General features: G+C 59.4%; 23 protein-coding genes. 4 read left to right on the top strand and 19 right to left on the bottom strand.

Going from position 1 to position 25671, the window contains the following annotated elements:
- Window positions 1–379 precede the first annotated feature (379 nt).
- The 3 genes from AC56KW_RS19385 to AC56KW_RS19375 form a co-directional block, all read right to left on the bottom strand.
- On the bottom strand, window positions 380–2422 hold the full coding sequence (locus AC56KW_RS19385) for a Z1 domain-containing protein (RefSeq protein ID WP_497172309.1): 2043 nt from the start codon (window positions 2420–2422) through the stop codon (window positions 380–382).
- Window positions 2423–2539: 117 nt separating this feature from the next.
- On the bottom strand, window positions 2540–3175 hold the full coding sequence (locus tag AC56KW_RS19380; protein ID WP_497172308.1) for a hypothetical protein: 636 nt from the start codon (window positions 3173–3175) through the stop codon (window positions 2540–2542).
- 213 nt (window positions 3176–3388) lie between these two features.
- Entirely contained in the window at window positions 3389–4999 is a 1611-nt protein-coding gene (locus AC56KW_RS19375; RefSeq protein ID WP_497172307.1) for a sigma 54-interacting transcriptional regulator, read from the bottom strand.
- 279 nt (window positions 5000–5278) lie between these two features.
- Between AC56KW_RS19375 and AC56KW_RS19370 the strand changes: the two genes are divergently transcribed.
- Entirely contained in the window at window positions 5279–5644 is a 366-nt protein-coding gene (locus tag AC56KW_RS19370) for a hypothetical protein (RefSeq protein WP_497172306.1), read from the top strand.
- A gap of 38 nt (window positions 5645–5682) precedes the next feature.
- Window positions 5683–6921, top strand: a complete 1239-nt coding sequence (locus tag AC56KW_RS19365) for a GTPase (protein WP_497172305.1) — start codon at window positions 5683–5685, stop codon at window positions 6919–6921.
- Between the two features lie 216 nt (window positions 6922–7137).
- On the opposite strand, the gene AC56KW_RS19360 is transcribed toward AC56KW_RS19365, so the two are convergent.
- From AC56KW_RS19360 to AC56KW_RS19340, 5 genes are all read right to left on the bottom strand, one after another.
- Window positions 7138–8307, bottom strand: coding sequence for a hypothetical protein (locus tag AC56KW_RS19360; protein WP_497172304.1), 1170 nt, complete (start codon window positions 8305–8307; stop codon window positions 7138–7140).
- A 137-nt stretch (window positions 8308–8444) separates the two neighbouring features.
- A complete protein-coding gene (locus AC56KW_RS19355) occupies window positions 8445–8792 on the bottom strand; it encodes a hypothetical protein (RefSeq protein ID WP_497172303.1) in 348 nt (115 codons plus the stop codon).
- A 529-nt stretch (window positions 8793–9321) separates the two neighbouring features.
- Window positions 9322–9828 (bottom strand): very short patch repair endonuclease, encoded by a 507-nt coding sequence (locus AC56KW_RS19350; RefSeq protein ID WP_497172302.1) that lies wholly within the window; start codon window positions 9826–9828, stop codon window positions 9322–9324.
- Between the two features lie 171 nt (window positions 9829–9999).
- The gene (gene dcm, locus AC56KW_RS19345; RefSeq protein WP_497172301.1) at window positions 10000–11385 is read right to left on the bottom strand and encodes a DNA (cytosine-5-)-methyltransferase; all 1386 of its coding nucleotides are present in this window, start codon (window positions 11383–11385) and stop codon (window positions 10000–10002) included.
- A 587-nt stretch (window positions 11386–11972) separates the two neighbouring features.
- The gene (locus AC56KW_RS19340; protein ID WP_497172300.1) at window positions 11973–12782 is read right to left on the bottom strand and encodes a hypothetical protein; all 810 of its coding nucleotides are present in this window, start codon (window positions 12780–12782) and stop codon (window positions 11973–11975) included.
- A 465-nt stretch (window positions 12783–13247) separates the two neighbouring features.
- On the opposite strand from AC56KW_RS19340, the gene AC56KW_RS19335 reads away from it, so the two are divergent.
- On the top strand, window positions 13248–13472 hold the full coding sequence (locus tag AC56KW_RS19335) for a hypothetical protein (RefSeq protein WP_497172299.1): 225 nt from the start codon (window positions 13248–13250) through the stop codon (window positions 13470–13472).
- Between the two features lie 670 nt (window positions 13473–14142).
- On the opposite strand, the gene AC56KW_RS19330 is transcribed toward AC56KW_RS19335, so the two are convergent.
- From AC56KW_RS19330 to AC56KW_RS19310, 5 genes are all read right to left on the bottom strand, one after another.
- Complete coding sequence (locus AC56KW_RS19330; RefSeq protein ID WP_497172298.1) at window positions 14143–15372, bottom strand: site-specific integrase; 1230 nt, start codon at window positions 15370–15372, stop codon at window positions 14143–14145.
- Between the two features lie 1185 nt (window positions 15373–16557).
- Complete coding sequence (locus AC56KW_RS19325) at window positions 16558–16857, bottom strand: TadE/TadG family type IV pilus assembly protein (protein ID WP_497172392.1); 300 nt, start codon at window positions 16855–16857, stop codon at window positions 16558–16560.
- Between the two features lie 75 nt (window positions 16858–16932).
- Complete coding sequence (locus AC56KW_RS19320; protein WP_497172297.1) at window positions 16933–17388, bottom strand: TadE/TadG family type IV pilus assembly protein; 456 nt, start codon at window positions 17386–17388, stop codon at window positions 16933–16935.
- A 670-nt stretch (window positions 17389–18058) separates the two neighbouring features.
- Complete coding sequence (locus tag AC56KW_RS19315) at window positions 18059–18568, bottom strand: hypothetical protein (RefSeq protein ID WP_497172296.1); 510 nt, start codon at window positions 18566–18568, stop codon at window positions 18059–18061.
- 486 nt (window positions 18569–19054) lie between these two features.
- Entirely contained in the window at window positions 19055–19393 is a 339-nt protein-coding gene (locus tag AC56KW_RS19310; protein WP_497172295.1) for a helix-turn-helix domain-containing protein, read from the bottom strand.
- Between AC56KW_RS19310 and AC56KW_RS19305 the strand changes: the two genes are divergently transcribed.
- Window positions 19392–19880: a hypothetical protein gene (locus AC56KW_RS19305; RefSeq protein WP_497172294.1), complete on the top strand. Its 489-nt coding sequence runs from the start codon at window positions 19392–19394 to the stop codon at window positions 19878–19880. The two genes, AC56KW_RS19310 and AC56KW_RS19305, sit on opposite strands and share 2 nt — an antisense overlap.
- A gap of 380 nt (window positions 19881–20260) precedes the next feature.
- Here AC56KW_RS19305 and AC56KW_RS19300 read toward each other — a convergent pair whose 3' ends face one another.
- From AC56KW_RS19300 to AC56KW_RS19275, 6 genes are all read right to left on the bottom strand, one after another.
- Window positions 20261–21019, bottom strand: coding sequence for a hypothetical protein (locus AC56KW_RS19300; RefSeq protein ID WP_497172293.1), 759 nt, complete (start codon window positions 21017–21019; stop codon window positions 20261–20263).
- A gap of 110 nt (window positions 21020–21129) precedes the next feature.
- Complete coding sequence (locus AC56KW_RS19295; protein WP_497172292.1) at window positions 21130–21609, bottom strand: hypothetical protein; 480 nt, start codon at window positions 21607–21609, stop codon at window positions 21130–21132.
- 665 nt (window positions 21610–22274) lie between these two features.
- Window positions 22275–23630: a hypothetical protein gene (locus AC56KW_RS19290; protein ID WP_497172291.1), complete on the bottom strand. Its 1356-nt coding sequence runs from the start codon at window positions 23628–23630 to the stop codon at window positions 22275–22277.
- Complete coding sequence (locus AC56KW_RS19285) at window positions 23627–24253, bottom strand: hypothetical protein (protein WP_497172290.1); 627 nt, start codon at window positions 24251–24253, stop codon at window positions 23627–23629. Before AC56KW_RS19285 ends, AC56KW_RS19290 begins: the two co-directional genes overlap by 4 nt.
- Window positions 24250–25353, bottom strand: a complete 1104-nt coding sequence (locus AC56KW_RS19280; RefSeq protein WP_497172289.1) for a hypothetical protein — start codon at window positions 25351–25353, stop codon at window positions 24250–24252. The genes AC56KW_RS19285 and AC56KW_RS19280 overlap by 4 nt, the downstream gene beginning before the upstream one ends.
- A 134-nt stretch (window positions 25354–25487) precedes the next feature.
- On the bottom strand, window positions 25488–25671 hold a 184-nt coding region (locus AC56KW_RS19275), incomplete at its 5' end, for a hypothetical protein (protein ID WP_497172288.1).

The following is a 25671-nucleotide window of genomic DNA, read 5'->3' as shown; positions in this document are numbered from 1 at the left end:
CCTTCATCAGGCACCACAGAGCCGGCGTCACTTATGCCATCGTCCAAGCTGCCCGCGCAGACGGCCGGATGTGCCGGTGCCGTCGCATGCACCGCAGGCCTTCAGTCCGGAACTGCGTGATGCCAACCCCGTTCAGCCCTGTGACCGCTCCACGCACGCACTGTTTTCATCAGGCGCCGGGAATTTTCCGGTTTCAGCCACGGGAAACCGACGCGGTATGCGGGAGCCGCAAAAGCGATGAGGCGGCGCGGCACATCCCGTTCATTCGCCGAAAATCCTGCTCCAGCACACAGTAGTCCGCCGCGGTCATCACCTCTCCACCGTTATCCGGTCACGCCGGCACACTGCAGGGCGCGACACGGTCTGCCGCTTCCGTACCCTAAAGGCATGTCTGTACGCTAGGGACGCCAGTCCTGCGTACAGGTCGTCCGGCCCGCTTCGTGGCCAGGGCAGCGGGCATTTTCACCGTCAGATGCGTGGCAAACTGTCCCGACTCGCGTCCGCTTTCGGGCAGCCAGATGCTCATACCCACGATGTGTGCCGGCGCATCGAGCGGGGCACGGTCCTTCCCGTGCGGCGACGGTTTGCTTTTGCTGTCGATCAGGTACAGGAGCAGCTGCGGCACGTTGCCTACCCCGCCTTCGGTGCGCAGTGCCGAAATGGTATCCTTGGTCGGTTTTTCCGAGACCGGTCCGTCCGCGAGGCTGTCCGCAAGCAGGTCGCCCGGATCACGCAGTACACCGACGGATACCGAAACACCCGGCCTGCTCCTTGCCAGCAGGCGCGTACGGTCGACGCGTCCGACGGCACCGCCGGGCACGTTCCAGCGGCGTTTGGCGTCCGGCTCGTTCCCGGCGACCACCACGTTCCATGCGCCACAGCCTGTCCTGTTCTCGTTCGCGCCGTACCACTCGAGGAACGGTTTCAGGTCCGAGAAGAACTGGGCATTCTCGTGGAACGAGAAACCCGCAAGGAAACTCCTGATGTCGGCGAACCTCACGCCACGCCAGACGACGGAATGGCGGCGTCCCTTTTCGGCCTTCCGGGCGCCAAGCTTTTCCAGGAAGCGTTCGGTATGCGCCAGATTGGCCGTGTGGATGCTGCCCGCGTCCGCGCCATCGTCGAAGACGGTCGTCTGCCGGTTTACGCCGGAAAAATCGTATTTCGCGCCGGTCTTTGCCTGCATGCGGTTGGCCGCGGTCGGACGGAGCCACGAGGCACGCGGATGGACGCGGACACGCGGTCCGTAGTCCGAGGGCCGGCAGCCGAGATCCATGAAGCGCTTCAGGTCGTCGCGCAGGTCCTCTTCCGCCAGTGTCATGAACCGGAACTTCTCGAGGGTTGCTTTCGGCATCCAGATCCGCGGCAGCAGTTCGTAACCCTTGCGGTAACCAAACCACCGTCCCATCTGCATGAGGGAGTCAGCCTCTGCCGATGCACGGAAAAAATACGTGCTGACGAGGTTCTCCAGTGTCAGTCCGCGCGCCAGCGTGCTGCCGCCGATGACGATGAAGGCGGTCGCAAAATCCGGGCTGTCCGCTTCGCCGGCGACAGGATAGAACAGCCGGCGTACCTCGTTTTCGTCGTTGACGCCGTTGTTGGCACAGTTGTCGACGCACAGGTGGATACCCCGCCCGTAGGTCAGTGCACCTTCCTCGTCGAGGCGGATCGACGAGACGTCGGAAACCAGCTCGCGCAGCCCTTCCGCGAAGTCGCCGAAGTCCGGGAAATCGCTGACCGAGTCGAGACGGCCATACGACGGGAATCGCTCCCGGGAGGCTGCGAGGTCCAGATCCGCCGTGACCCGGTTCCACATCTGCTCGCATTTTTTCCTGAGCTTCCTGAAATCCCTGCCGACCCGCGCCAGCAGGGATTTCACTGCCGCGTCCATGTTCTCGTGGTGCCCCTGGCGCTGGCTGGTATGGATGAGCATCGTCACCGGTCTGGCAAAACCGGCATGCCGCATGGCGGCCGTACAGCAGAGAAACCAGAGTACGGCTTCCTCGAGCGAGTCGGGAACCGGGGCACGGCCGTCGTCGTGCAGTGCCGCCACGGCTTCCTGGTCCTTTTTACTGACGGTCCTGACGATGTCAAGCGCGTCCTTTTCAGCCTCCGGCAGGCCGAAGATCTGGACCGGCCCGAAATGTTCGCTGGACTGGGGTAGCGCGACGATGAAGTCTTCCGGATAGAGTCCATCGCCCGGACCCTCGTTGAGGAAGTTGGCGGCCGGTGTGGCCGTGTAGGCGACGTAGTTGACGCTGCAGGCCCGGACCTTCGTCAGACTGATGATCAGCTGGTTGATGCGTGTCCGCTCCTGGTCCGACATGCGGGCCGTATTGATGCCGCCCTGGTCGGCCTCGTCATCGATGACGAGGATCCGCATCTGGTCGAGGCTGCGCCGGTCGGCCGTGATCCAGTTCACCAGTCCGTCCAAACGGGACGGGTTTTTCAGGCATACCGTGAAATACCGTCCCCTGTGGCCGGCGCTGAAATGGTAATCCTGGGCGCGATCGCCTTCGGTGCTGTCTCCGAAGGGGTGCTAGATGGCACGCCAATGCAGGTTGCCATTATGGTTGAGGTCGCCAAGCAGGCGTTTTTTAGTCTGCCTGCGCAGGTTCTCCAGCGTGCCGCTCAGGACAATGAACATGTTCCAGCCTTGGTCGGCCACCATCGCCATCAGGCCCGCCATGCTCGCCGTTTTTCGCGACTGCACGTGCCCGACCACCAGCCCGCGCACGGCCGGCTGCCCCTGGGTGTTTTTGCGCAGATGGCGGAGGATTTTCAGGGACGAGGTTTCGATGCTGCCAACCGCCGCAGCGTTCCAGTGCTGGCCCAGCAGATGGTTTCTGTAAAGCTGCCACGACGAGTACTGGTCGGCCGGAACCTGGATGTCCGGCTCGGTTTCCTCAGCGCCAATCACGACAACCGGACCAGTCACCGATTCGGCCGCCTCCTCCGCCGTCCGCTTGGCCGCCACGATGTCCGGCCAGACCGCGCGGCGGGTGGCGGCGGAATCGCCAAGACTCGGCCATTTCAGGAACTGCCCCGACATCGTCAGCATGCCGTCGAGCTCACCCGGGGGGACGTCACCCGCAGCCACCGTGTCCCAGTCACACCGGTCACGGCGCATGCGGTCAATGAGATTCCGGTAAGGATCATACTGGGGATTGATCAAATTCGGACACGACAGGCCTTTCGGAAAAAGTCACGGGAATCCCGGATGCAGTATCGGCCGCTACCGGAAATCGCCTGAAAATATTGACTGTAAGAAATTAACTATATAAGGGCTTCATAGCTGGCGGGGGATTCAATCCGGCTGGCCGTGGCGTGCCTGTAACGTCGAGTATGCGTGAGGATGGCGACAGTATCCGTCGTAATGGAAACTGCCTTAGGCCATGCCGGCGGATCCTCCGGCGGCGCCTGCCGCGCCAGCCGGCATCTCTTCGGCCTGCATAAAACGGACCAGTCTCCGGTTGCTGCGGACATCCTCGCTCAGCCTTTCCCGGTGCTGCCTAAGGAACAGGCGCAGCGACCGCCTCGAATGCAGCCTGTACATCGGATGCGACCGTTTCAGACGGCCGATCGTGTGCTCGATCACGTATCCGCTCGTTCGCAGCGCATCCTCGACATCCGCCAGCAGGGTGCGCGAATTACCGCGCACGTCACCGGCAGGCGCCGCCGGCGGCATCCCCGGTACCGAAAACAGGCCGATGGCCTGGTCCACCGCAGCCCTGCGGATGACCGGGTCATCGGTACCGTCACAGTCACAGAACAGGTCGCTCGCGACCCGCTCCAGCTCGCGCAGGTTGCCCGGCCACCGGTGTTCCAGCAGCCGCGCCGTAGCGGCTTCCTCGAGCTCGGCATACATGGAACGCAGCCTCGCCTTTGTCAGCTCGTCCGTGGCCGGCGCCATAGCGTCATCCTGCACGGCCGCAGCCTGCGCGATGACCGGGGCAAGACGCCACCGGTACGTCCTGAGCAGGATCGCCAGCGTAAGACGGCCCTTCTCCGGGTCGGCCAGACGCTCGTGCAGCGACGGGAAGTGTACGAGATGCCTCATGCGGTAGAACAGGTCGGTACGCAGCCTGCCTGTCTGGAGCAGTCCGCCAACATCCTCGTTCACGGCCAGAATGACCTTGACATTCCATGGCGTGCGCCGGCCATCGTCGCCGATGCGCGCGACGGCCACCCTGTCGCTGACCGCATGAAGCAGGTCAAGCAGCTGGGTCTGGTAAGCCACGGGTACCGACTGGAATTCGTCAAGGAAAAGAATTCCTTCGCTGGCCAGTTCGAACCAGCCCGGGCTTCCATTCCGGCTGGCCCCGGTGAACGCGCCGGGAGCGTAACCATGAATGCGTGACTCGAGCATGGTTTCGACGACCGCCGACAGGTTGACCGGAAAATACGGCCTGCCCATCATGTTGGCCAGCAGGCGGGCGCCGTACGACTTTCCCGTCCCGGTGGGACCGACAAAAAGTACCGGCCCTTCACGGCCAATTCTGGCCTGGTCCAGGATGCCGGCGGTCAGCCTGCTGTGCAGGTATTCGATCATCCTGTCCAGCACGCCCTCTCCCGGACTGGCACGACCGACCCTGACAAACGTGAACTGGCCGGCCTGTCCGTGTTCCAGCAGCTGGTAGAGCTGCTCGGCAAGCTTTTTCACGAGCTCCGGCGTTCCCGTTCCGAAGTGTCTGGCGAGGCGGCCGAGGTCTGACTCCTTTTCAGGCAGCAGAAAGACCGTGCGGCGCGCCACGATTTCCTGCGCACCGCGTTTCAGGCGCGGCATGAGTGCTGCCAGTGGCGCTGCGCCCGGGCCGCTGCCGGGACCATCGCTTCCCAGAATGCCGGCAGGCCCCTGTTCGACAAGCCAGCCGTACAGGGCACTGCGCAGGCCCTTCCCATCCCCGTCCAGCAGCCGCTCGACCACCCTGCCCCACTCGCGTTCCACGGCCAGATCATGCGCGTTGCGCCAGAACGAGCCGGTTAGGACGGGATTCAACGCGCCACCGGATGCCGCTCCGGCGACGTAGCCGGTATCGAAACATGCCCTGTCGGAAGGGACACCACACAGCGATATCGACCTGAAACCGGACAATTCTACACCTATCTGAAAGTTTCTGAACAGAACTGCATTCTAGTGCAAATTTGTTGCGATCTGTTAATTTTATCAGCACGCCGTAACCTACTGAAAACATGGGACATTTTTCACTATGGCAATGCTGGCACGATCTTCGCTATAGGGAAAAAGCCGCACCATCGCGGTACAACAGGAGACACCATGACCATCAGCATCAACCGCATTGCCGACATCGAAAAACTGCTCGCCTTCCTGGCCGTCGGCGCAAAGGGAAATTTCAGTGTTGGGGAAGGCCTCCTCCACGAGCTGATCGAACGCGTCGGAAAATGGGCAAAGGAAAAGAAGATCCGCGTGCAGTTCACGCAGCCGGATGGCGCAAAGCTGGCAGCCTGCACGGCGGCAGGCGCCGCTTGTGGAGTGGCTGCGGGACTGGTCGCATGCCTTCCGATATGGCCACTGATTGCCGCCGGCTTCGCTGGTGCCGCTGCCGGTTACGCGGCGGCGCACGTCACCATTATGATCAGTCCAGCTGGCGCCGGTGGTGGCACTACGGTTACTATTGCTTAATGTCAAGTAGCACGACAACATTCACACTTACCAACATCATGACAAAAACACTTGATCTGACCGACATCATTTACCGCAGCGCCCAGTATTCCCGCGAGGACGTCCTGCCGCTGCTGAAGTATCTGGACATGGACGTAACCACGCTCGGCGTGCCTGACAGCGGACTGCTGAAGGCTTCGGTGAAGGTGGCTGACCATCTGCGGAAAATGGGCAGCAACGATATCGCAACACTGTTCCGCGGTGACGGCGTCGCGTACAACGAGGTGGTGCTCGACGTCGGCAGAAAGCTCAGGGCCAAGGTCCAGAGCAACTACAGCACGCAGAAAAACGAGGAGCAGATTCTCTTCAAGATGTTCGAAGGCGCCCTGGAAAAGATGTCTGACCGGGAGAAGCGCGAACTGTTCAAGTCGATGGGCCTGAAGGAAAAGGAGTTTCCTACCGGTTCGGCAGCGGCGATCGTTGCCCAGCTCGTCGGCAACTACTCCGGTTTTGCCGTATACAGGACGTCACTGGTGGTAGCCAACATGGTGTCACGGGCCCTGCTCGGACATGGCTTGGCATTTGCCACAAATGCGACCCTGACCCGTTCGGTCGGGGTGATGCTCGGTCCGATCGGCTGGATCGCCAGTGGCCTGTGGCTGGCGATCGATCTTGCGGGACCGGCATTCCGCAAGACCGTGCCTGCGGTCGTACACGTTGCCATGCTGCGCCAGATGATCAGGAAACGCATCACCATCGGCGTGGTGGGCGACGGCTCTTCGGGCAAGGATTCGATGATCCACGCCGTCTTTGGTCTGGACAGCAACATTGATCCGGTATCGGGGTCGACGAAGGAAGCGATGATCTACCCGATCGGCGAACATGGCAATGCGCAGATCGTGAACTACCCCGGATTCAATGATTACCGCGCAGAAGTCAACCAGCACATCGACGAGTATCTGCGCCATACCGACGTGTTCGTAATGGTTGTGGACTCGTCGCGTGGCATCAGTGCCACCGAAACCCGGATCCTCGAAAACATCAAGCGCTTCAGCAACAACATCCTGATCTGCCTGAACAAGGTCGACCTAGCGCGCAGCGGGACGGACCGGGCAAAGCTCCTGCGCGCCGCCGAGGAGCGCCTCGAGGGCTATCCGATCATCGAGACCGCTTTCGATCCGGATCACCGTCTCGGCGGGGAATACATCGGGTGCGAAGAGGTGTACGGCTGGATCGCCGACTGCATGCGCAGGGAAGGCAAGGATCCCGACGCGCTCCCGAAGCGCCGCGACGGCTGAAGGAAAGCGGATGGCTGGCGGCGGGAGAGCGGTCATGGTGACCCGGTTCCGCCGGCCGGCGTGCCGGCGGCGCCGCGGGAAATACCGGGATCAGGGCAATGCCACCGGCCCCTGCACGGTGCGCGCAGCCGCGCAGGCATTGCCGGGCGCGAGGCGTCCGCACCACCGGCGGCCCGCCCCGCCGGCGCGACAGCGGATGGCGCGACGCCTGCGGCGTCAGAATGCCTGTCTCATCTCCTCCAGCCTGCCGTTTTCGTAGCACAGAAGCAGGCGCACGGGCTCATCATGCCGGCGCAGCAGGCGCGCCGCGTGGCGAAGGCCCCTGTCAGTCGTCGACCAGGCGTCGGAAATCCGGCCTGCCAGCGCATCCGCCGCCTCGGTCAGCAGGTCGCGCCGCTGCCTGATCCTTGATCCGGGAGTAAAGAACGAGGCGACCGCGCCGATTTCCCGGTCCATTTCCCTGTCGAAGACGGGTACCAGTGCGCCCAGGTCGTAGACCGCCTGCTGGATGTCGCGGTGACGGATTTCCTTCAGCCCGGGCTCGCCAGGAAAGAGGGACAGCACATGCCATGCGGCGATCCGTGTCTGCAGACAGAGCTCGAGACTCCCGAGGACGGATCCAAGCGTCGTTACCTTCTGTGAAATGTCCCGCGCCAGCGCTTCGGTTCCGAGCGTTTCCGTACGGACCACGGGTTTTTCGAGGATCTGTATGAACTCCCTGTGCAGATGGAGCTGCATGCCAATCAGGTCCCTTTCACACTGTTCAAGCTGCCCACGCATGCTGACCGGGAGCTCCCCCGCCGCGAGCACCCCTTTCGCCTGTCCGAGATAGCGCCACGCAGCCGCAATTCTGGCCTCGCGTTCGCTGTCGAGGAAACCAGAGATGGCTGACACCCCTTCGGCGATGCGGTCAAGTTTGCGGCTGATGTCGGCAAGATGCTTCTGTGCCACCACGACCGACGCGACCTGCCAGACGGCGGCAGCATTGATCATGTTCTGGAGTCTGCCATTTTCAAACAGCCGCGCATGCTCCTGGATCCCTTTCGGTCCCATGGTAAATGCACGCAGCCCGTTCCCGTCTGCAGCCCGCACGAGTTCTCCGTTAATCACGACCTCGTACAGCTGCCTGCCGTGCGCTTCGCCTGCCACCAGCAGTGAAGGTACTGACTGCAGGACCGCTCCAAGACGTCCCAGCGCATTATCCGCCGGGTCCCTGCGCTGCCCGGCCCCATAGTCTGAAAACGCCGTGCTGGGCTGGATGGTGATTGCCGGCCTCCCGGGCTGGTCGCCAATGACGACGCAGCCGTGCGGGCAGTCCGTAGCGTCATCCGTGGGCTCCGGCTGCCCTGCGCTGCCCGGAAGCAGGCCTTCTTTTTCTGCTGTCATGGTCTCTGGTGCGTACGTTGCGGCTGTGCCGCGGGGCCTGCATGCCCGGGGTTATCCCTCCCCGGCACCAAGCGCCAACCGGTGCGACAGAGAAGGAAGGTGAAAAGCGGGACGGACGGGGTACCGTCCGGACGGACCTATGTTCCGGCCGGCCCGGCCGCGACACCAAGCTGGCGCAGCACGCCGCATACGCCGGGCGAAAGGGGAGCGCGTGTATCGACCTGTACCACCGCAGCCGCAAAAACGGATCCCGGAACAATGTCATCGTCACTTGGATGCAGCGCGGGCGGGCTGCCCGGATAGACGCCGTCACCCGGCTTCATCCGCAGCCTGATGTTGAACTCTTCGAAACACCCGTGCGCGAACATTTCGGCAAGTTCCGCGTAGGTCACATGGGCAGATTTTTTCTGCTTCGGCGCCAGCCTGCGCAGGACCTCATAATGGTCGCGATTCGGCCCCTTCATGTTCAGGAACGGGTGCATCACGTGGGTGGAACTCCGCGTCCGCGCCTGATTCTGATATACATGAGTACGTCTTATGTCCCGTAAAAAACCCATTTCTGTCTTCCTGCTGGCTGATCGGATCTGACCGGCGGTTCCCGTACTCCATCCCGGCCTTCCGGGCACGGAGCATCTTTCGGGATTGGCCGCCTAGCGTGCACAGGATACCTGATGAAGTATGGAAAGAAATACGTACATTATCACGACACGACAGTTCTGGCACGGCTGGATCCCGGCCATCCGGGCCCGGCGCCGTCGAAACGATGCGGGGTGTCATCAGGGAGCAGGTGCCGGACCCGCGGACCACCGGTTTTGCCTGCTAGGCTGACCGTCATCCTGTGCTGACGGAATAATTCGCGCGTGTATGGCACGCGCGGGGATGCCAGCGCGCGCCGTCTGTCCGAATGCCAGGATAACGCCGCACGTACCGGAAGACCGCCGCGCCTTCAGGTCTTCCCTGAGTCCGCCACCGGTCCGGACCGGGGTATTTCCGTCCGTGGTTTCCGCATGCCTGCTACAGTGCGGCCGGAACAGGCTGCGGGTCTCCGCGGTCCGGGACGACAGAGGTGATGACGGGACAGCGCAGCTCGATGGCAGAAAGGTTACTGCGCAGCCAGTGCGCCAGCGCGTCAACAGTGCCAGGAATGTCCCGGTTGCGACCCCGCAGTGCGCATTCCCAGACAGTCGCAGTGCGCCAGCCCGCATCACGCAGAGCCTGCGTCACCTTCATGTCGTTGGCCCGGTTCCTGCCTATTTTCGTGGCCCAGAATTCCGTGCGCGTTCCGGGCAGGCGGAACAGCGGACAGTCGTGGCCATGCCAGAAACATCCGTGCACGAACACGACCGCGCGCAGTCCGGGGAACACGATGTCCGGCTTGCCAGGAAGGTCAGGGTGGTTGACACGGAACCGGAACCCGCGTCGGTGCAGGAGACTGCGGACCAGCTTTTCCGGTTTGGTGTCGCGGCTGCGGATGCCGGACATCATGCGGCTGCGCGTCGCGCTGTCTACGATATCGGCCATTGGCTGCTTCAGAAACAGGACTGCTCCATCATACGCTGCCCCCGCAACAGGGGGCGCAGGAATGGCCACACATGTCTTTGCCCCCATGAAGGCGGCACTGTCCGCGGTTCACGGACCATTCCGCAAGGAGCTGCGGTGTCCGCCGGTCGCCCCTGCTGACACGGGCAGGAATCAGGCCGCCAGTCTGCCCCGCGAAGCCTGCTCACGTGCAATGCGTCTGCCGGTAACGATCCTGTCCTTCATCAGACGTGCCACTGCCGCAAATACCGGCACCACGACCGAGTTGCCGAACTGCCGGTACGCCTGTGTGTCCGACACCGGGATGCGGAAAGCGGACTCGCCCGGTCCGTCGTAGCCCATCAGGCGCGCGCACTCGCGCGGCGTCAGCCGCCGCGGACGGTTGGTTATGTTCTGCTCGTGGTGAAGCTCCAGGGAGGGATCGAATCCCCGGTCGACGAGAATCTCGGAACCGTCCTTGTGATAGCGCGCCGAGAGGGTCCGCGTCACGTGGCCGGCGCCGACCAGACCATAGCCGAACCCGTTGCCCTTTGCCTTGTGCCTGATGGAGTAATTGAAGAGGTACTCCCACAGCTTTGGTGTCAGCACATAGCATGGATCGACTTCCTGGTCGAGGATGTCGCCCAGCGAAGGCCTTTTCTCGGGAAATTCCCGTGCAATGTTTCGGAGCGTGAACCCTTCATGCACATTCAGGTCCCTGCGGAACCCGACCAGCACGATCCGCTCGCGGTGCTGCGGAACGAAATGCGCGCCATCGATGATCTTCGGGTCCGGCACCCCGCTTGCATTCGCATCGGAGACCCAGTAACCCAGTTCCTCGAGCGCGGCCATGATGATCCTGAACGTCTTGCCGTTGTCATGGCTTTTCAGGTTTTTGACGTTCTCGAGCACAAACGCGACCGGGCGCTTGGCAGCAATGATGCGGGCGACGTCAAAGAACAGCGTCCCTTGGGTATCGCACTCGAACCCGTGCTTGCGGCCAAGGGAGTTCTTCTTGGAAACGCCCGCGATCGAAAACGGCTGGCATGGAAACCCTGCCAGCAGCACGTCGTGATCGGGGATCTTTTCGTTGATATGGCGGTACGCATCTTCGTCGGAAACCTCCGGCCGCGCACTCAGTGTCACTTCACGGATGTCCTCGTTGAAGGTATGGACGCTGTCGTCGGAATGGTGGTTCGCCTTGTAGGTGCGGACTGCAAACGGATTCCATTCGCTCGTAAACACGCAGCGTCCCCCCGCCTGTTCGAAGCCCCTGCGGATGCCACCAATGCCGGCAAACAGGTCAATAAAGTCAAAGTCGTACGTCCGGTCAGGAGGTGGTGCCTCCGGAAGAAGGGCCTGCAGGTGACGGAATTCCGCATCGCTGAACTTGAGCGACTGTTTTCCTTCGAGACAGCGCTTCAGGAGCTCGCGTGTCCAAGCACCGGGTGAAACCCCGTTGAGATGTTCGGCTACGAATTTCGGCTCATAGCTTTCCAGCGTCTTTCTGAGAAGACGCAGGTTGTCGCGTTCGGGCGACGAGGTATTCAGTTCGGACATTTGAAGCTCGATTCCTGGCGGGCGGCAGCCGCATCGATGGCGGGCGGACGAAAACTCAACATTATACTGGATGTTAACACAGTCTCTACAGCACTGGCAGGGCCTATGCTGTACAACCCTGAAAACGGAAACGGGGGATGATATACGTCAGCAGACAGCGCAGACATGGACCTGTCAGCGCTGCCGTCCAGCGACCGGAGCAATGCAGCTTCACATATGCAAACGCCGGGCAGCCCCGGCTGCCTTGACGCGCACATGGTACAGGAATTCCCGTGGCGAAATGCAGTCGGGAGTCCGGGGCCGGCGTTTTTATGCGTCTTCGGTCCGGCAACAGAACCACCGTTCCGCAACGCACCGCCGGTGCTGCCCGGGCGGCGTCCTCCGCCACCCCGCTGTTTCCGGCTGCACGGCCGTATGGCGGGAGGGTGTCACACGGAACCTTCAGGCTGCTTCCCCTGTGAAAAGCGGGTGCCACTGCGGACGTAACAAGAAAGAAGCAGACGGGGCTGGCGCGGTGACCTGCGTCCTGGTGGCTGACCTAGCTTCGCACGACGGTCGCTCGCGCAGGAAAGGGACGCCGGCTATCGCTAAAAGATTCCGGACAACCAGTTGCGCGCGGATTGCACCGAGATCGGTGGCGTCTGCGGAATCATCGTGGCGCCGGTATTAAGAGCAGCAGCCGAGTTTCGGTAAATTGCTTCCCAATTGCCCCGCGCACCGGCAAGCAGCTCCTGTGCGCTGGGCACGGTGCGTCCGCATACCTGTGATCGATCAGCTGGCGGCAAACCAACGCTTTGGTTAAGCTCATCAAGCTCTTTAATGCTGTCGCAGGCATCTCGGATATCGAAAACTACGCTGCCAACTGCCACGGTTGCACTGAGCACGGGTAATGCGTGTCCTGGCAGCGCGCCCAAGTGCCTGATCACGCTCCGTGCAGCCCTGCCGAGCACTGCTTTACCGAGCTGCGATACGCGGGCTTTATGCTTGGCGACGACTGCTTGGCTGGCGCGTAGCTGCTTGTCGAGCTTCGTGCGTTGCGCGACAAGACCGTCGCGTTCTTGCGTGAGCAACTGGACGTCCCGCAAAAGCAGCGCGCTGCGCGCTGCCAGCTCTGCGGTTGCCCGTTCAACCGCCTTCTTTTCTAGGGCGGCCGGGCTGTTCTCGATGAGAATCCTTGCGCTCGAGGCCATTCCGATCCCGTCGAGGGCCGGGCGAGCGATGCGGGTAACCGCCTCGTACGCATTTCTTCGGAACCCGTCGTCAAGCAAGGTCAGGATGTTCGTCGCGCACAACAACAGCGTCAGCGTAAGCCACAGGCCCCTGCCCATCCATCGCGACTCCGCTTTAGTGAGCTGGAGTGTACGGATATGGATCGGGTCGTGGTGGCGATTGGTCATTTGAGGGGAGCGCGCTGTACGCTTAAATTCTTGCATTTAGGAAAGCAACAATAGTAGCAACACAGCGGGAGCGACACCATACTTTTAATCTCTTTTACTAAACGCCTTTTAGTCCTTCTATGTCGGTTAACAGGAGCGGGCGAAACGTGCACGCCCCGTCGCCAGCGCCATCACAGCTACTAAATACTGTTGAGTTGACAATGCGTAGCATGCGTCGGAGCGCAACGTCCGTCGTCGCACGCTGCAACAGATCGTGCCAACTCGGACGTAGCTGCGCAGGCGAACCGGTGCCGTGATGCAGTCCAGCTCGCTCGATTATCGACACCGCGCCCCTTCTACCTCAAGCGCATGGCAGCGCTACGCAAGTTAGTGAAAATTGCTGATGATAGGGAACCTTGGTCACTGCTCGGTGCCGATAAAATGCAGTTTTTCGATGGTAGAATAGTCACATGCATTGGAGGAAACATGTCCCTAACTTCTAGACTGATTCGCATCGGCCGCTTGGCAACCGCGCCGCTCAGAGGGTTCTTTTCGTGGAAGACCGAGACGGTGATGCCAGTCTATGATCCTGAGCGCACCAGCTTTGCGGCTCACCTGAAAGAGCTGGCGCGCCAAGATACGGTCCTCTATTTTGAGCCTTTCAGGTTTGCAGTTCGAGCGTTCAAGCAGGAACGTGCAAAACCTTACTAAGAGCTACCCACGAAAACGGAGCATCGACCGCATGTAAGACCTACGGCGTCTCGGTGATGATCCGCTCAAGCGCCTATTGGCCGTCGCCCTTCCCTCTGCATAGCTTTCAAAACTCGAAGATCAGTCGCGCAAACCTGACCTTAGCCAGATCCTCATCTGGCGGGGTGAGCTACTCCAACGTCGCCCTTCCGGACGTCTCTTCCGCACCCTTGCAGAGGGTCCCCACTGGTATAGTCGGCATCGTCAACAGCAACGAAAACCGCTTTCGCGTGAAGGCCGACTCGACCCATTGCGTGCGGGACAAGTTCGACTGACTGACCGATCCCATACTGGAAAAGACCGACCCGCGACCTGCACGCGCATCGCTCTGTCCGGAAACCCCGCCTCACCATTCCTAGCGCTCACGGCGAAACACACGGCAGCATCTATGACCCGTGCAGATCATTCTGTTTGTCTAACGACTATTTGAATCCCTCGGAAATTTTATGTTTGATGAATGTATAGGCCGAGCGAATTGCCCGGCCTACAGAGACATATGGCTCAAAGAGCAGCTTGGTATCGACGGCTAGGATTCTTTTACGTTGTTCAAGAAATGAAGAATTTTTATTCAATTAACCGTTTTATTGATGCTACTAAATAATACCATATCCGCGGTTCTGCGTCGCGCAAGTCAACCCGCAGCACGGAAAATGGAGATAGCCGCCGCCTCGAGCGCTGCCAAGTTGCAGTCGGACGTCGGAGGTATCCATTCGACACCGTGGCGCCGACTGTGGTGTCCCCACAAAACTTGGACTTTTCTAGGATCGTCGTAAACCTGAATACCCATTAGCTCGGCATTGAGACAGGCGCAGTGCGTTAGGCGGTCTTGGGCGATCGAGCGCATCTGATCCGACCCAATCGTTGCAAAGCATTGTTCGATCATTTCCTTGGCCCGTCCTGGCCCGTCCAATGTCGTTTCGCGACCGAAACTCCCATAATACGGAGGTGTAATCGATATACGCGAATGGCCTAGCTTCTCGCTAACCTGTTCCCGGGCATGGTCAATATCCTCGCGTGGCATTTGCCCTGGTGTGCCTCCCAATGTTGGCGGAATAAGCCCTTTCAGCAAAGCTGCGTTTTCAGCAAATTGCGCGCGCAGGCCATGACCAGTTACCTCTGCCATCACTTTGTTGATTCCGATACTTTCCATTAAATAATTGTAGCGACGCTTCGAATATTTCAGTGAGCCGGCACTACCATCTGCCTTCATTGACCAGCCTAAATGATCCTTCCTACCGATCTTCGACTTGATCAAGTCCAATACCGCACGCTGGACCGGCGTGTCGATATCGATGTCGCGTGGACGGCCTCCTTTGGTTGCATAAGCGGCGAACTTGTGCCCTTTATCGTTTTTCCATGGCTGCATTTGCAAGACTTCCATCCGGCGCAACCCGAACGCGGCTTGGGCCATGATCATCAAACCGAAGCGCCAATCTAATGCCATCGCCTCAGAAGCCTTGGCACCAACGTCGATTCCCACTTCTGCCCAGCTTTTGCTTTTCATAGCGACCGTTTTTACGCGCAGTTCGCCTTTCGGCACGTTCGGTAAGTAGTAATAAACATCTTTTACCAGTCCTTTTTTCCCTATCCAACCGCAAAAAGTACGCAGCTGCGACAGGTAGCCCTGAATCGTTTTTGGCGATCGCTCAAGCCTGTGCCACTCGGCGCAGAGAGCCTTGATATGTTTCTCGTTAATATTTCTAGGGTCTTCCAGCCTATAGCCCAACTTCACCAACAGACGGAAGATAGCGCGCAAAGCTTCGCCCGCTGCTTGAACGGTACGCTCACTCGCCACCTTTCCATTCACACGCGTATGTGCGTGTGCGGCCAAGATAATGTTTAGTAGGACGATAATTTCCATATTTATTACTCCATCTTTCTAAGTTGATCGACGCCCTATTGCGTCACGCTCCACGTTCTTAAGAATGGCGTGGGGCAAATCGGATGTGTGCCAGGGGTGAAGGGCCCTAACGTAAGAAGAATGATTTCGCGTTGCCGCCTTCATTGGCTTTCGACAACACGCCAGCGCCTTCCGGCTACCGATCGCCTGACATGACGCTGCCAGGACTCGAACATTGACGCAGTTTCTTGCGTAGCGCTCCCCGCCATCTCGGCGAGTTCTGGGCGGCGCTAGCACCCGATATGATTGTTTTTTCACGCCCGTAGACGCGCTCAGAGGTCAGCAGTAGCCCGGGCCAGTTGGTCCAGCGCATCCTGTGTCCGGTCGGTGCCGGAGTCTGCTTTTTTCCCGTACAGTTGTAGAGGCGTGGTACGCCAGGATGGTCGAAAGCGCGCGGCCGACGATCACGCCAGGCGTCGTTTGGCCAATGTACTTTCGGTTCTGTGGGATTGCTGTGTTCAGGAATGCCGGCAAACCCGCATGGTTATCGGGTTTTCTCGACACTCTGTATCCAACCGTGATTCAGAGCGATAGAACAAAAAAAACAGCCACCAGGCTGCACTATCGAATGACGGGAATGATTGCATTGCGCCAGCTTGCACTGACGACTTTAGATCGCGCCAGTTTGAACTAGCGGCTTCAAATGAGTTCCGCAAAAGCGGTAACAGAAATCTTTTCAATTCCGGCGGAACTGAAAAAATTTTAGGGTCCAAATATGCCGCATGGCGACGGTATCATCATGCCTAAGCAGTTGCCGAAAGTCAACCATAAGTTGCAAATGGGAAGCCCTGCCCCTTACCAGTCGTCCTCTGCCCTTGTCCTGTGCGTCACGGGAGACAAGCAAGCTCTGTCGGTTGACGAGTGTCCCGACGTTCGCTAAAGAACTTCCGATCGCATGGGCGGGTGAATGATGCGCTATCAGGTGGTACCAGTGTCACGGTGGCAGCCCCGCAAGCCTTCCCAGTGTCTCGGCGAGACTTACCGTTGTCGATATCGGCAACGGAAACGGGATCGGGATTAGTGACACGAGCGACTGATACGGGACGGGATCACACTGATTGCTACCGCCCGGTTGGCATACGCGAACACGCACCAAGCGGATGCACCTCGCATCATTCGGATCACTCATACAGATTTCTTGGTTATTCAAAGGACTGGATGGCAAGGAACCCGTTGGAATAGGCGCCACCACCAGTGCGCCACCATCACGCGAGATTGACATATAGTCGATCTTGATGTGGGCGTCGCTAACTGGTTCAGCAAAGGCCAATAACCCCGGTGACGATCTAAAGATTGCGGCTTCCCGTATGTCCTGAATGGCATCGTCTCTAGTAAAGTCCGTGTTCGTGGCCAATTCGGCGCGCGACGCGTGACTTCCTGCAATGTATTGCAGATATAGATAGCGCGCGCAATTTCGACCACTCCGAAAAATAGTGTGAAGAATATTATCGCAACGAAGAGAACTCGACGGCAGCTGCACCAGTCTGATTTCGCAACCGAAAGCGGTCGCGCGAAAATGAGTTATTTTCCTGCATAGCGCATCGTAACGTCAGTAGTTAGTAACAAGGACTGTCCTCCGAGAATGGCGAAAGGCATTCGCATCTGGATGGAGACGCGCATGGTTGCCGGAACGCTGGCCCCACAGGTACGGAAATCGCATTGAATGTCAATGAACTTGAGTTCTGCAATATGATCCATCATCGATGTTTCTGCTTCAGCTATAGCTTTGGCAAGTTGAGCGACAGCAGCAGGCGCATTTCCCGCTCCGGGCGTAGTCATCTCAATCTGTGTCGCGGTCGACAGGATCCTGGCTGCGTTATAGGTTGCTTTTTGCATAGCGCCGTAATACAAGAAGATCTGGGCGAACAAGACCAGGACGGTTATAAGCAAAACTTGGATCGGGAGAATGATCGCCATTTCGACGGCGATGGCTCCCCGCTCCCTTGGTGATGCAACTGTGAGCGGTGGTGTTTTCATGGGTAAATCTTCATTTGCGAACCAAGGGATTGTTCAGGTGCCAGTCTGGCAAATTCTCCGACTAGCGCTGTGTCGTTTGCCGGTACTGTCATAAAAAATTTGCCGACAGCTAGGACTCGTGCACGGTTGCCGTTTACTGGGCAGGCAAGCGAGGGAATGTTGAGTACGCGTTGACCTCGCACCCCTGTATTGTTCGGTTTCTCGAAGTTCGCGCCGGAATTTGGTGCTTACGGCGTTGTCGCCGGGTAGTTTTTATTTTTCGGTTTTCCAGGGTTATACAACGAGTCCCAGTCGTTTTTGGTAAAGGTGCTATAGCCCGCGCCCGGCTCTGGGACGCCCATCGCCAGGTATGATGCGTACTTTGCTGCTTTCGCATATGACCATAATGGTCCAAACTTCGCCGCGGTCGCGTCCGTCGGGGTTTGGTCAGGACCGGCTATCGTCCAGAGCTTGTCGTCGGCGAGAGATTCAGCTGCAGCCTGTCCAGCAACCGCTCCATTTATCCAAGGAATAGCCGTCGTATCGTTATAGGTGTACTTTTTTACATTGGCGTCAGGCGGAGCTGTTTCCGGCCTGCAAGGAGCTGTATATGTGTCAAACTAGGAGTTGAAATTGCCGTGCAGATTACTCAGGGGGAAAGGTGACTGTACAACTGCGATATCGCCCACGGTTACCCTCGACATGGCCATGGTCCCCGTGCAGATGAATGGCCTGACCGAAGAACCCCTGCGGACTGGATCACGCCGGTTGCTCCGGGTGGAACAAAAGGATTGATCAGGTAGGAACGAGCAAGCGTAGTCGCTTCCGGATTGAGCCGCATCAGGTCGTACGCGACACCACGTCGAAAACCGTACTCTTCCAGCTCCCCGCCATGGTCGCGGTCTGCCTCTGGGCGCATGGCGCAGACGCCGAATGGCGTAACCTTGATGGCGGAAGGCCCGGCGACCGCCCGTCCACTGACCGATACAAGAGCGTTATCCGGGTTAAGGATATGGATGAGCAAGGTGCGCACTTCGCCATACTCTGGGTTAAGCCCGCGTGTATCTACTCTGACGTACAGCATCCTGTCCGGCTGCATGAACGCGGTGCCGGATCTCACCCACGCGCCGTTGAGAGTTGAACCAAACTCGATGGCCTCGTCTGACCACTCAATCGTCCTGGTCGAGTATTGATAGGACATCCCGCCAACGACAGTTCCTGGCAGGGTAACAAGCGCTCAGCTGCTTTCTGACTCGCTCTAGTGAGCCCCGTCTGCGTACCGTTGAGTTCAGTGCCGCGGCTAGGGCTACCGCATTGGCCGCGTTTTGCATCTCCACCTTGCGGTTATGGATGAGCGCGGTTGCGGGATGGGTGCGCATTGTTCTTGATGAGAGACGGATACGACGCCTCGCCGCCCGTCCGGGGCATGTGCACCGCGCAGACGTGGGCGCGCCTGACTGGCTGCCTGGGGAGCTGTCTCCAACGAGACGGCACATACGAACCAAGGCAACTTGCAGCATTAAAACTCGAGCGACAAATCACGGTTGAGCTCGAGGTTTTGGTGGTCTGCTCCAACTCGAAAAATGTGGTGCCAATCGGTGGGCCTCGGCTCGGCTACTCCCTGCGCTAAAACCAGCCGATGACACGAGGATAGGTTGCCGCATTCAGCAGCTAGTCCGACGAACCTTCAGCGCGTCTTGCCCGCAGCAACTGGGGCGTAATCAAACGATTCTATTTCGGCAGCAATTCTTGCCCAAAACTGAACTCGTTCAGCCGAGTCAGATGGAAGGTAAGCGTACGCTATCAGCGATAGTGGATGTACTCCAATCACTGTGGCAATTTCGTCAACCTTTGTGATCGTCGGCGCTTTCATCCCGCGCTCCAAGCTGCTGAGATATGTTCGACTCGACACAACCGAGAAGTCTTCTTGAGTAAGTTCGCGACTCTTCCGTGCTCTCTGCAACCCCACCCCAAATCGCTTAAGCAACACCACACGTACCTCCGACAAAAGATACGATGTACTCATGACGAACACTTTAGGACTACAATCTATAGTGTTCATTTTAATTTTTTTGGGGAAGCAAATGATTACGACGCATGAGTCGCATGAGGCGCCGATGTTCTCAATGGGGTCTGGATTCGCAACCTGGCGCACTGTCACCCTTACCTTCGGCATGCCGTATGTCTTTGTCAATTTCGGCAAAAAGGACGGCCGCAGTTGGTTTTATCAGACATCAATCCTCTGGGATAGTAACGATGTGCTCCAATTTTTCCGCCGTTTTAAGAACGATAAATCGGTAAAAATAGTGGAGGTATGTCTGCTGGAGCCCTTCAGAAGAGATAAAAAGCAAGCATGGCGTTGGACAAAGGTCTCAGAAGTTCGTTTCTATGAGGAGGGTTCTGCAGAACATCCTGTATACATCACTGATGCTGGTGAAGCAGTAGGGCTAACTCCAGAAGAGACAAAGCAGAAAATGAAATTGATCTACAAGGCCCGCCGTGATCTTGCTTGACCTGCGGCGCCGGGAAACGTGTAGTCTTCGCCGTCGAAAGCTTCACTGACGCGACTACTCCACTCAGCGCGCCTCGAAGAGGATCGGACGAGCGGGCTGCTGAACAAAGGATGGAGCTGTGTACAAGGGCCGTCAATGGCTCTTCGTCTACAGCAGATCACGCAAGAGCGATACCCGTGGCGAAAAGAAGCCAGCCCGGGGATGTTTCGATGTGGGAGCGACCTTTAGCAAACTTCCACTCCCGCCCAAGGATATGAAGGTGGCGATGAAGGTCGTCAGGTATCTAAGCGGATCAAAGCACTATCTTCAGCGGCTCTCGAGTGCCTACATACGCCATGGCGATTAAGTTGCTGGAAGTAAATAAAGTTCGCGATGTCATTTTAGAACTTGGGATCCCCGCCCCGGGCACGGAGTACCGTACGCTCCGCCTCAAGTGCTCGTTCAATCTGGCTGTCGCTTCCGTCCCACGCAAGCTCGACCGTCTTAGTTTGCCACGAGCTCTGAACTAGCTTGATCCAAATCTTGGCACCGGGTCTGTCTTGCTTTGCACGCAAAATGCGCTTTCCGTCGCTCCACACAGAACAGCTTTTGCCGTTGACGACGATCTCGAGCGCCTGTCGAGGCTTGTCTTCGAAATATTCGAGAAAGTCGTCCAGATCGATTGGCAACGGCGCGCCGCCAGCGTTCGCGTCACGCCCTTTGTCCACGTCCGCACCAGCGCGGGACCGCATAACCTGCTGCGTCACGACAACTTCCCGCGGCATGCCTTTCCATCTGCCGTTGAGGCCGATACCATCATCGGCATTGCAACCGTATTCCTTGATGTATTGCGATTCCACCTTGAAGATGTCCTCGACATCGGACACGTTACAAAGGTAGGTCAGGGAAATGCGGTGACCGGCCTCGACCGCGTCCGCCATGGCGTAATGGACTCGACGGTAATTCTTGCCGTTCTTGTATGGCAGTCCCTGCCTTAATTTTTTGACATTGCGTGGGTAATGTTGCGTCGGACGCTTTTCTCCGCCGTTGGCCTTGCCAATGTAACGGCCTAGCAGCTGGCCGGACAGATCGTGGATCTCCCACATGTAGATCAATGGCGCCGTGACGTCGACACAAGGCGCGGGTGGCACATATTCCATGTTTATTCGGTTGTTTAATGATTGGTAATGTCACGCCGGGATGTGTGTCGCGCTTACAAGGCGCGACTGTAGTCCCGAGCGCCTGTGCGCCCATGCTGTACTTGCATCAGTCAGCAAGGTTCGGCCGTCGCGAATATGGGAGGATAAACAGCTTTACACCCGGCGCACCAGCGCATGTCGCCGTGACCTTCGAACTGCGCCCGCAGGTCGAGGATGCCGAGCAGCGCGCGGCGATAGCTCATCTCAGCATGCTTTAGATTATCTCGGGCCTGCTCGGGACTGATCAGCGCCGGCGTAAGGAAAGCGGCCAGGCGTTTAAAGATGCCGGTCGGGGGCGGCGCGGCGGCGGTATTTGCTGCGGTTTCCTCGGCATTACGCAGCAGCTCCTTGGCGCGCGCCAGCGCCTCTTCGGCCTGCGCTTCGCGCCCGTCGGCAACCGCCGCAGGGTCTTTCCAGAATAGGACTGGCAATGCGGGCAACGGCGCTCCTGGCCCGCAAAGCGAAAAGCCATGACCGGCGGCGTCGGTATGCTGGCGCGGCTGTCGATGAATGCCGCAGCGCAGCGCATGCAGATACGCGTAGCCTTCCATCCCGCCAGCTCGGCATCGTACTCGAGCAATGCTGTAAGCTTGCCTGCGTCGCGCTTGAACGAGCTTTCGTATGACTCCGGGCTCGATCGCAACAGGCCGGGTAGCATTTCCTTAAACTGGCCCGAGGCCGCGTCGATCTCGGCCAAGCGCTTCTTGGCAGCCGCAACGTTGCTGTTGCAGCTCTTGCGGTAGATGTCGAGCAGATGGTAATTAGCAGGGCGCAGCGGCGGCGCATGCAGCGCGGCGGCCTCGGTGGTGGTCGATCCCGTAGTCTCACGCCGCTGTTGCGTACGGACTCCGGTCGTCGTCGATTCGGATCGGGTGCGCTGGATTAGCGCCAGCGCCTCCAAAGTCTTCCAGTCAGTGCTCTTGCAGCAGGGGCAGTTGCCGTCAGTCGACTTTTTTAAGGGCATGGAGTGAAATGTAAAAAAGTGAAGCGGCGGCGTAGGCCGCAGCGCGTGCGCCGGATCCGAGCGTCAGCGAGTTATGAACTAGAAATGTGATCATAATTCTGCACCGATCCCAGGTGGCTCATGATATCAGCGCGCCTTGGCCACAGGATAATTTCCCAACAAAAATGGCAGCGATACCTGTGCATGTCGGTGTCATGGCTGTTCAAATGCCTCGCGCAGTGGTCCAGCGCATTCGATATGGTCGAGCAAGGCCTACCGGTCCAGTCGCTCGCGAGCGAGAACCGGATTGTCCTGCAGGTCGAAGGCCGTCCGAGCCCACTCCGTGGCCAGCAGTCGGCGCGGATCGTCGAGTAACTGCTCGACACGGTCTGCGAGCGTCATGATGCCGTGCTCATAGGGTAGATGCACCTGTGACGCGACATGCATGCTATGACGGTCTAGGCTGCAGACATGCACACCGCCCTCCCCGTGGCTCCAGTAAAGCATGGGACACAGCCCCCTGCGATCCTGAGCCGGGTAGATCACGAGCCAGCAGTGCCCTTCTTCATCCGGAAAGCGGTAGTCCAGCCCATGTTCTTCGACTGTGCCAGCTGCCGGCCGCGTCTGCCGCAGCGCACGTGCTGCAATACGGGTTTCCCGCGCTGCCAGGTCACGCTCCTCGATGAGCGTGGATTGGTTCTGAAACAGCTCGGACATCAGCCGTCCAACCTTCTCAATCTCCGTGCTTGGGTCGCCTACCCACGATGGCAGCCAGGCTGCACATCCCAGATAAGCGCGGGGTAAATGAACCAAGGCGTCGAGCCAATTGAGTGGCGGATACGACATGAAGCGATAGCCCGGGTTTTCCGGATCCAACGTCGTTGCAGGCCCGTCGAAATGAACATCCCAGTAGGAATCAGGAAGCGGAGCGTCGCTGGCAAGCGCTTCATTGCGGTCGAAATAGGGCCACCATGCAGAAACCTGACCCGCGCGCAACGCCCTTTCCTTCAGCTCGGCGGTGCGGGCAAAGAGATGCTCCAGGCTTGTTCCCGACAGCACGCGCTCGACCAGCTTGTCGGTCTGCCGGACCAGGGTGTCTAGGCGGGCGGCCAGACGCTCGTGGCGTGCGGTTTCGGCGGCGGTCGCAGCGAAGGAGGTACCGGCAAAGATGCGGCGGCACACCTGTTCATGTTCCTCAGTGGTGAACTCGCGCAGTGCATCGATGAGCAGCGCAAAATTGCGCGCGCTGGCGTTAAGTTTGCTTGCCCGCAGCTCCCAGATGTCCGGATCCCAGCGGCCCGGACTCACTTCGCCGTACGGCCGCAGCAGGTAGTCACCAAGGCGTTTGGTCGGGTTGGCCGGTTCGTCAGCCAACTGCGCTGCCCGCATCCACTCCGCATTACTGAACGCTCGCCGCAGCGCGGACGCCCCGGCCAGCCGCACGCTTTCGGCGTGCAGGCCCAAGGCCAGCCGCTCGCGGTCGACCTTGCCCAGCTTTTCTCGGGCGTGTTCCTTGAGCAGTGCCAGGCTGGTCGCACCTCTGACGCTGGGGTTGCGCGCAAGGTGGTCACGCCAGGCTTTAGTCCAGAAGGGAATGGGGTCGGTCAACGTTTCGACGAATCCGGTCATGTGGCTTCCCGCATGGCCAGTAGATTCGCATACAGCGCGCGATGACTACCTTCGTGCCCGGGCATTCCCGGCCGGGTCAGGCAACCGCGCGGCGCGACGTAACTGTCGATACGTCGTTCCGGCACCTCATGCCAGCCGATGTTGAACGCCGCCAGCCTGGGAAAGAAGTACAGCGACGAATATGGCAGGTGGTCATGGATCCACCAGGCCAACGCGCGCCAGTCCTCGCCCTCTGCGTAGCGATCGGCAAACCAGGGAACGACGATGCAGGCCATGGCGCCGTGGCGGCCGTGCGCGTCCGGGCGGTCCCATATGTGACGCGCATAATTGCTGGCGTTCGAAGCGCAGTTCAGTCCCTTGCTGTTGCCGAACTCGTTGACGGCACACGAACGGTAGGCGGACCGGATTACGATCCTGCCGAAGCGTTCCTGCAGCGGCTCGAGCAGGTTTTCGCACAGCGACCTGCCAACGTGGACGGCCAATTCCGGATCGTCGGGCACATTCGCCAGGCCGTGCATGGCCGCGATCTCGCTATACAGGAACTCGCGCATGTAAAACGAACGCGACAGGCGAATGCGTCCCAGTTCCTCCAGCGACGTCAGCGTTTCGGGCTTGCGCATCATGGGGCAATCCTCATGTAGTGGAAATCGACCGCGTGCCTGTCCGCATGGGCGCGTAGCTCGTCCAGCGCTACCGCTGCCAACGGTACCTTCCTATTATCAAAAGCAATCATAACGTAGTCGGGATGCACTGCCGAGCTGCCACCCGGCAAATAACCGCTTGCGCTGAATCGGTCGCGCCACTGGGCGAGCTTGTCGATGTCGGCCGCGATTTGCGACGCGAAGGACTGTGCGCTGGCGCGGCTGGCACCGTTGCTGCCCTTGATTTCGATCAGCGCGCGCAGATTGCCGATCTTGATGCCGTCGTTCGACCGAGTTCGGTCGCCGCCCCGGTACAGGTTGAAGCGTCCGGCCACCCGGTTATCGAAAACGCAGATGTCCGGGCGTTTCTGCATGCGACCCACGCCCGTCGCACAGCGGAAATACGTCTCCAGCGACAGCTGCGTCGCCCCGAGTCCGGCCTGCTGCAGTGCGTGATACACGAAGCCGGTCGCGGTGTCTTCGGTGAAGCGCGCCTGGCGCAGCAGTGGCGCCAGGCGCGGCAGGCACTCGCGCCAGCTCGATGCGGCTGGCGTCGCTGGTGCCGGGTGTGTCAGCGGGACGCGTACCGGATTGGTGCCAGCGCGCGCGATAAGGCAGTGAGCCTCGCCCTGAGCGTGATAGGCGAAGTGGATCTTGCGCCGAGCGCATTGGGCCGCGACGCGCAGGGTGGCGGCCGACGAGAGCGCGATTCCGAGCTCGGCCATGTCCGTGCACACGAACCAGCATTCCACTCCAAGCACTGCGAGCGGTGCCAGCTTGTCGAGGTCGGCGCAATATCCGTCCGCACCGATCTCATCGGACAATGCGTTGCGCACGTTGTAGGCTCCACCCTTGAATTCAAAAGCCATGGCGACCTCGTCGCTGGCAGACCAGGTACCGTGGTGACACACCGCCGATACGACGAGATCGACCCGCTTGTCACCAATCGGGTGTTCCCGCTCAATGCAGGGGCCTGGGACACCTGCACGCAGCAGCTGATGCATGAAGTTGGCATGCAATGTCGCTTCGTGTCCGCAAACGCCCGACACGGCAGAGAAAAAGTTAGAGAACAGTGATTCCATTTGCAAGCCCTTTCGGATGAAGCGCCGGCAGTACAGGCGCTACGGTTGAGTTGGGCTTACTGTAGACAAGCGCTCGAAATGCTTCCACCAAGATTTTTCGAGCTTCAGAAAGCTGAATTTCCGGGTAGACGGCGCTAGCGTCGCGTGCCGCCGCGACGGACCTTGGTCAGTGCTTCTGCATCTGCGGGGAACGTGCGCTGTGAGCCTGTCAGATTTTCTGTGTGGAACGGGGTCATGAAATAATGCCGAAAGGACTGTTCCATGACCGAAGTGATGACCACCAAGAAGCCCAAAAAACAGAAAGCAGCGTACCCGTTC

This window comes from Telluria sp. RT2P19 (assembly GCF_059685725.1).
This window is presented reverse-complemented; position numbering and strand designations above follow the sequence as displayed.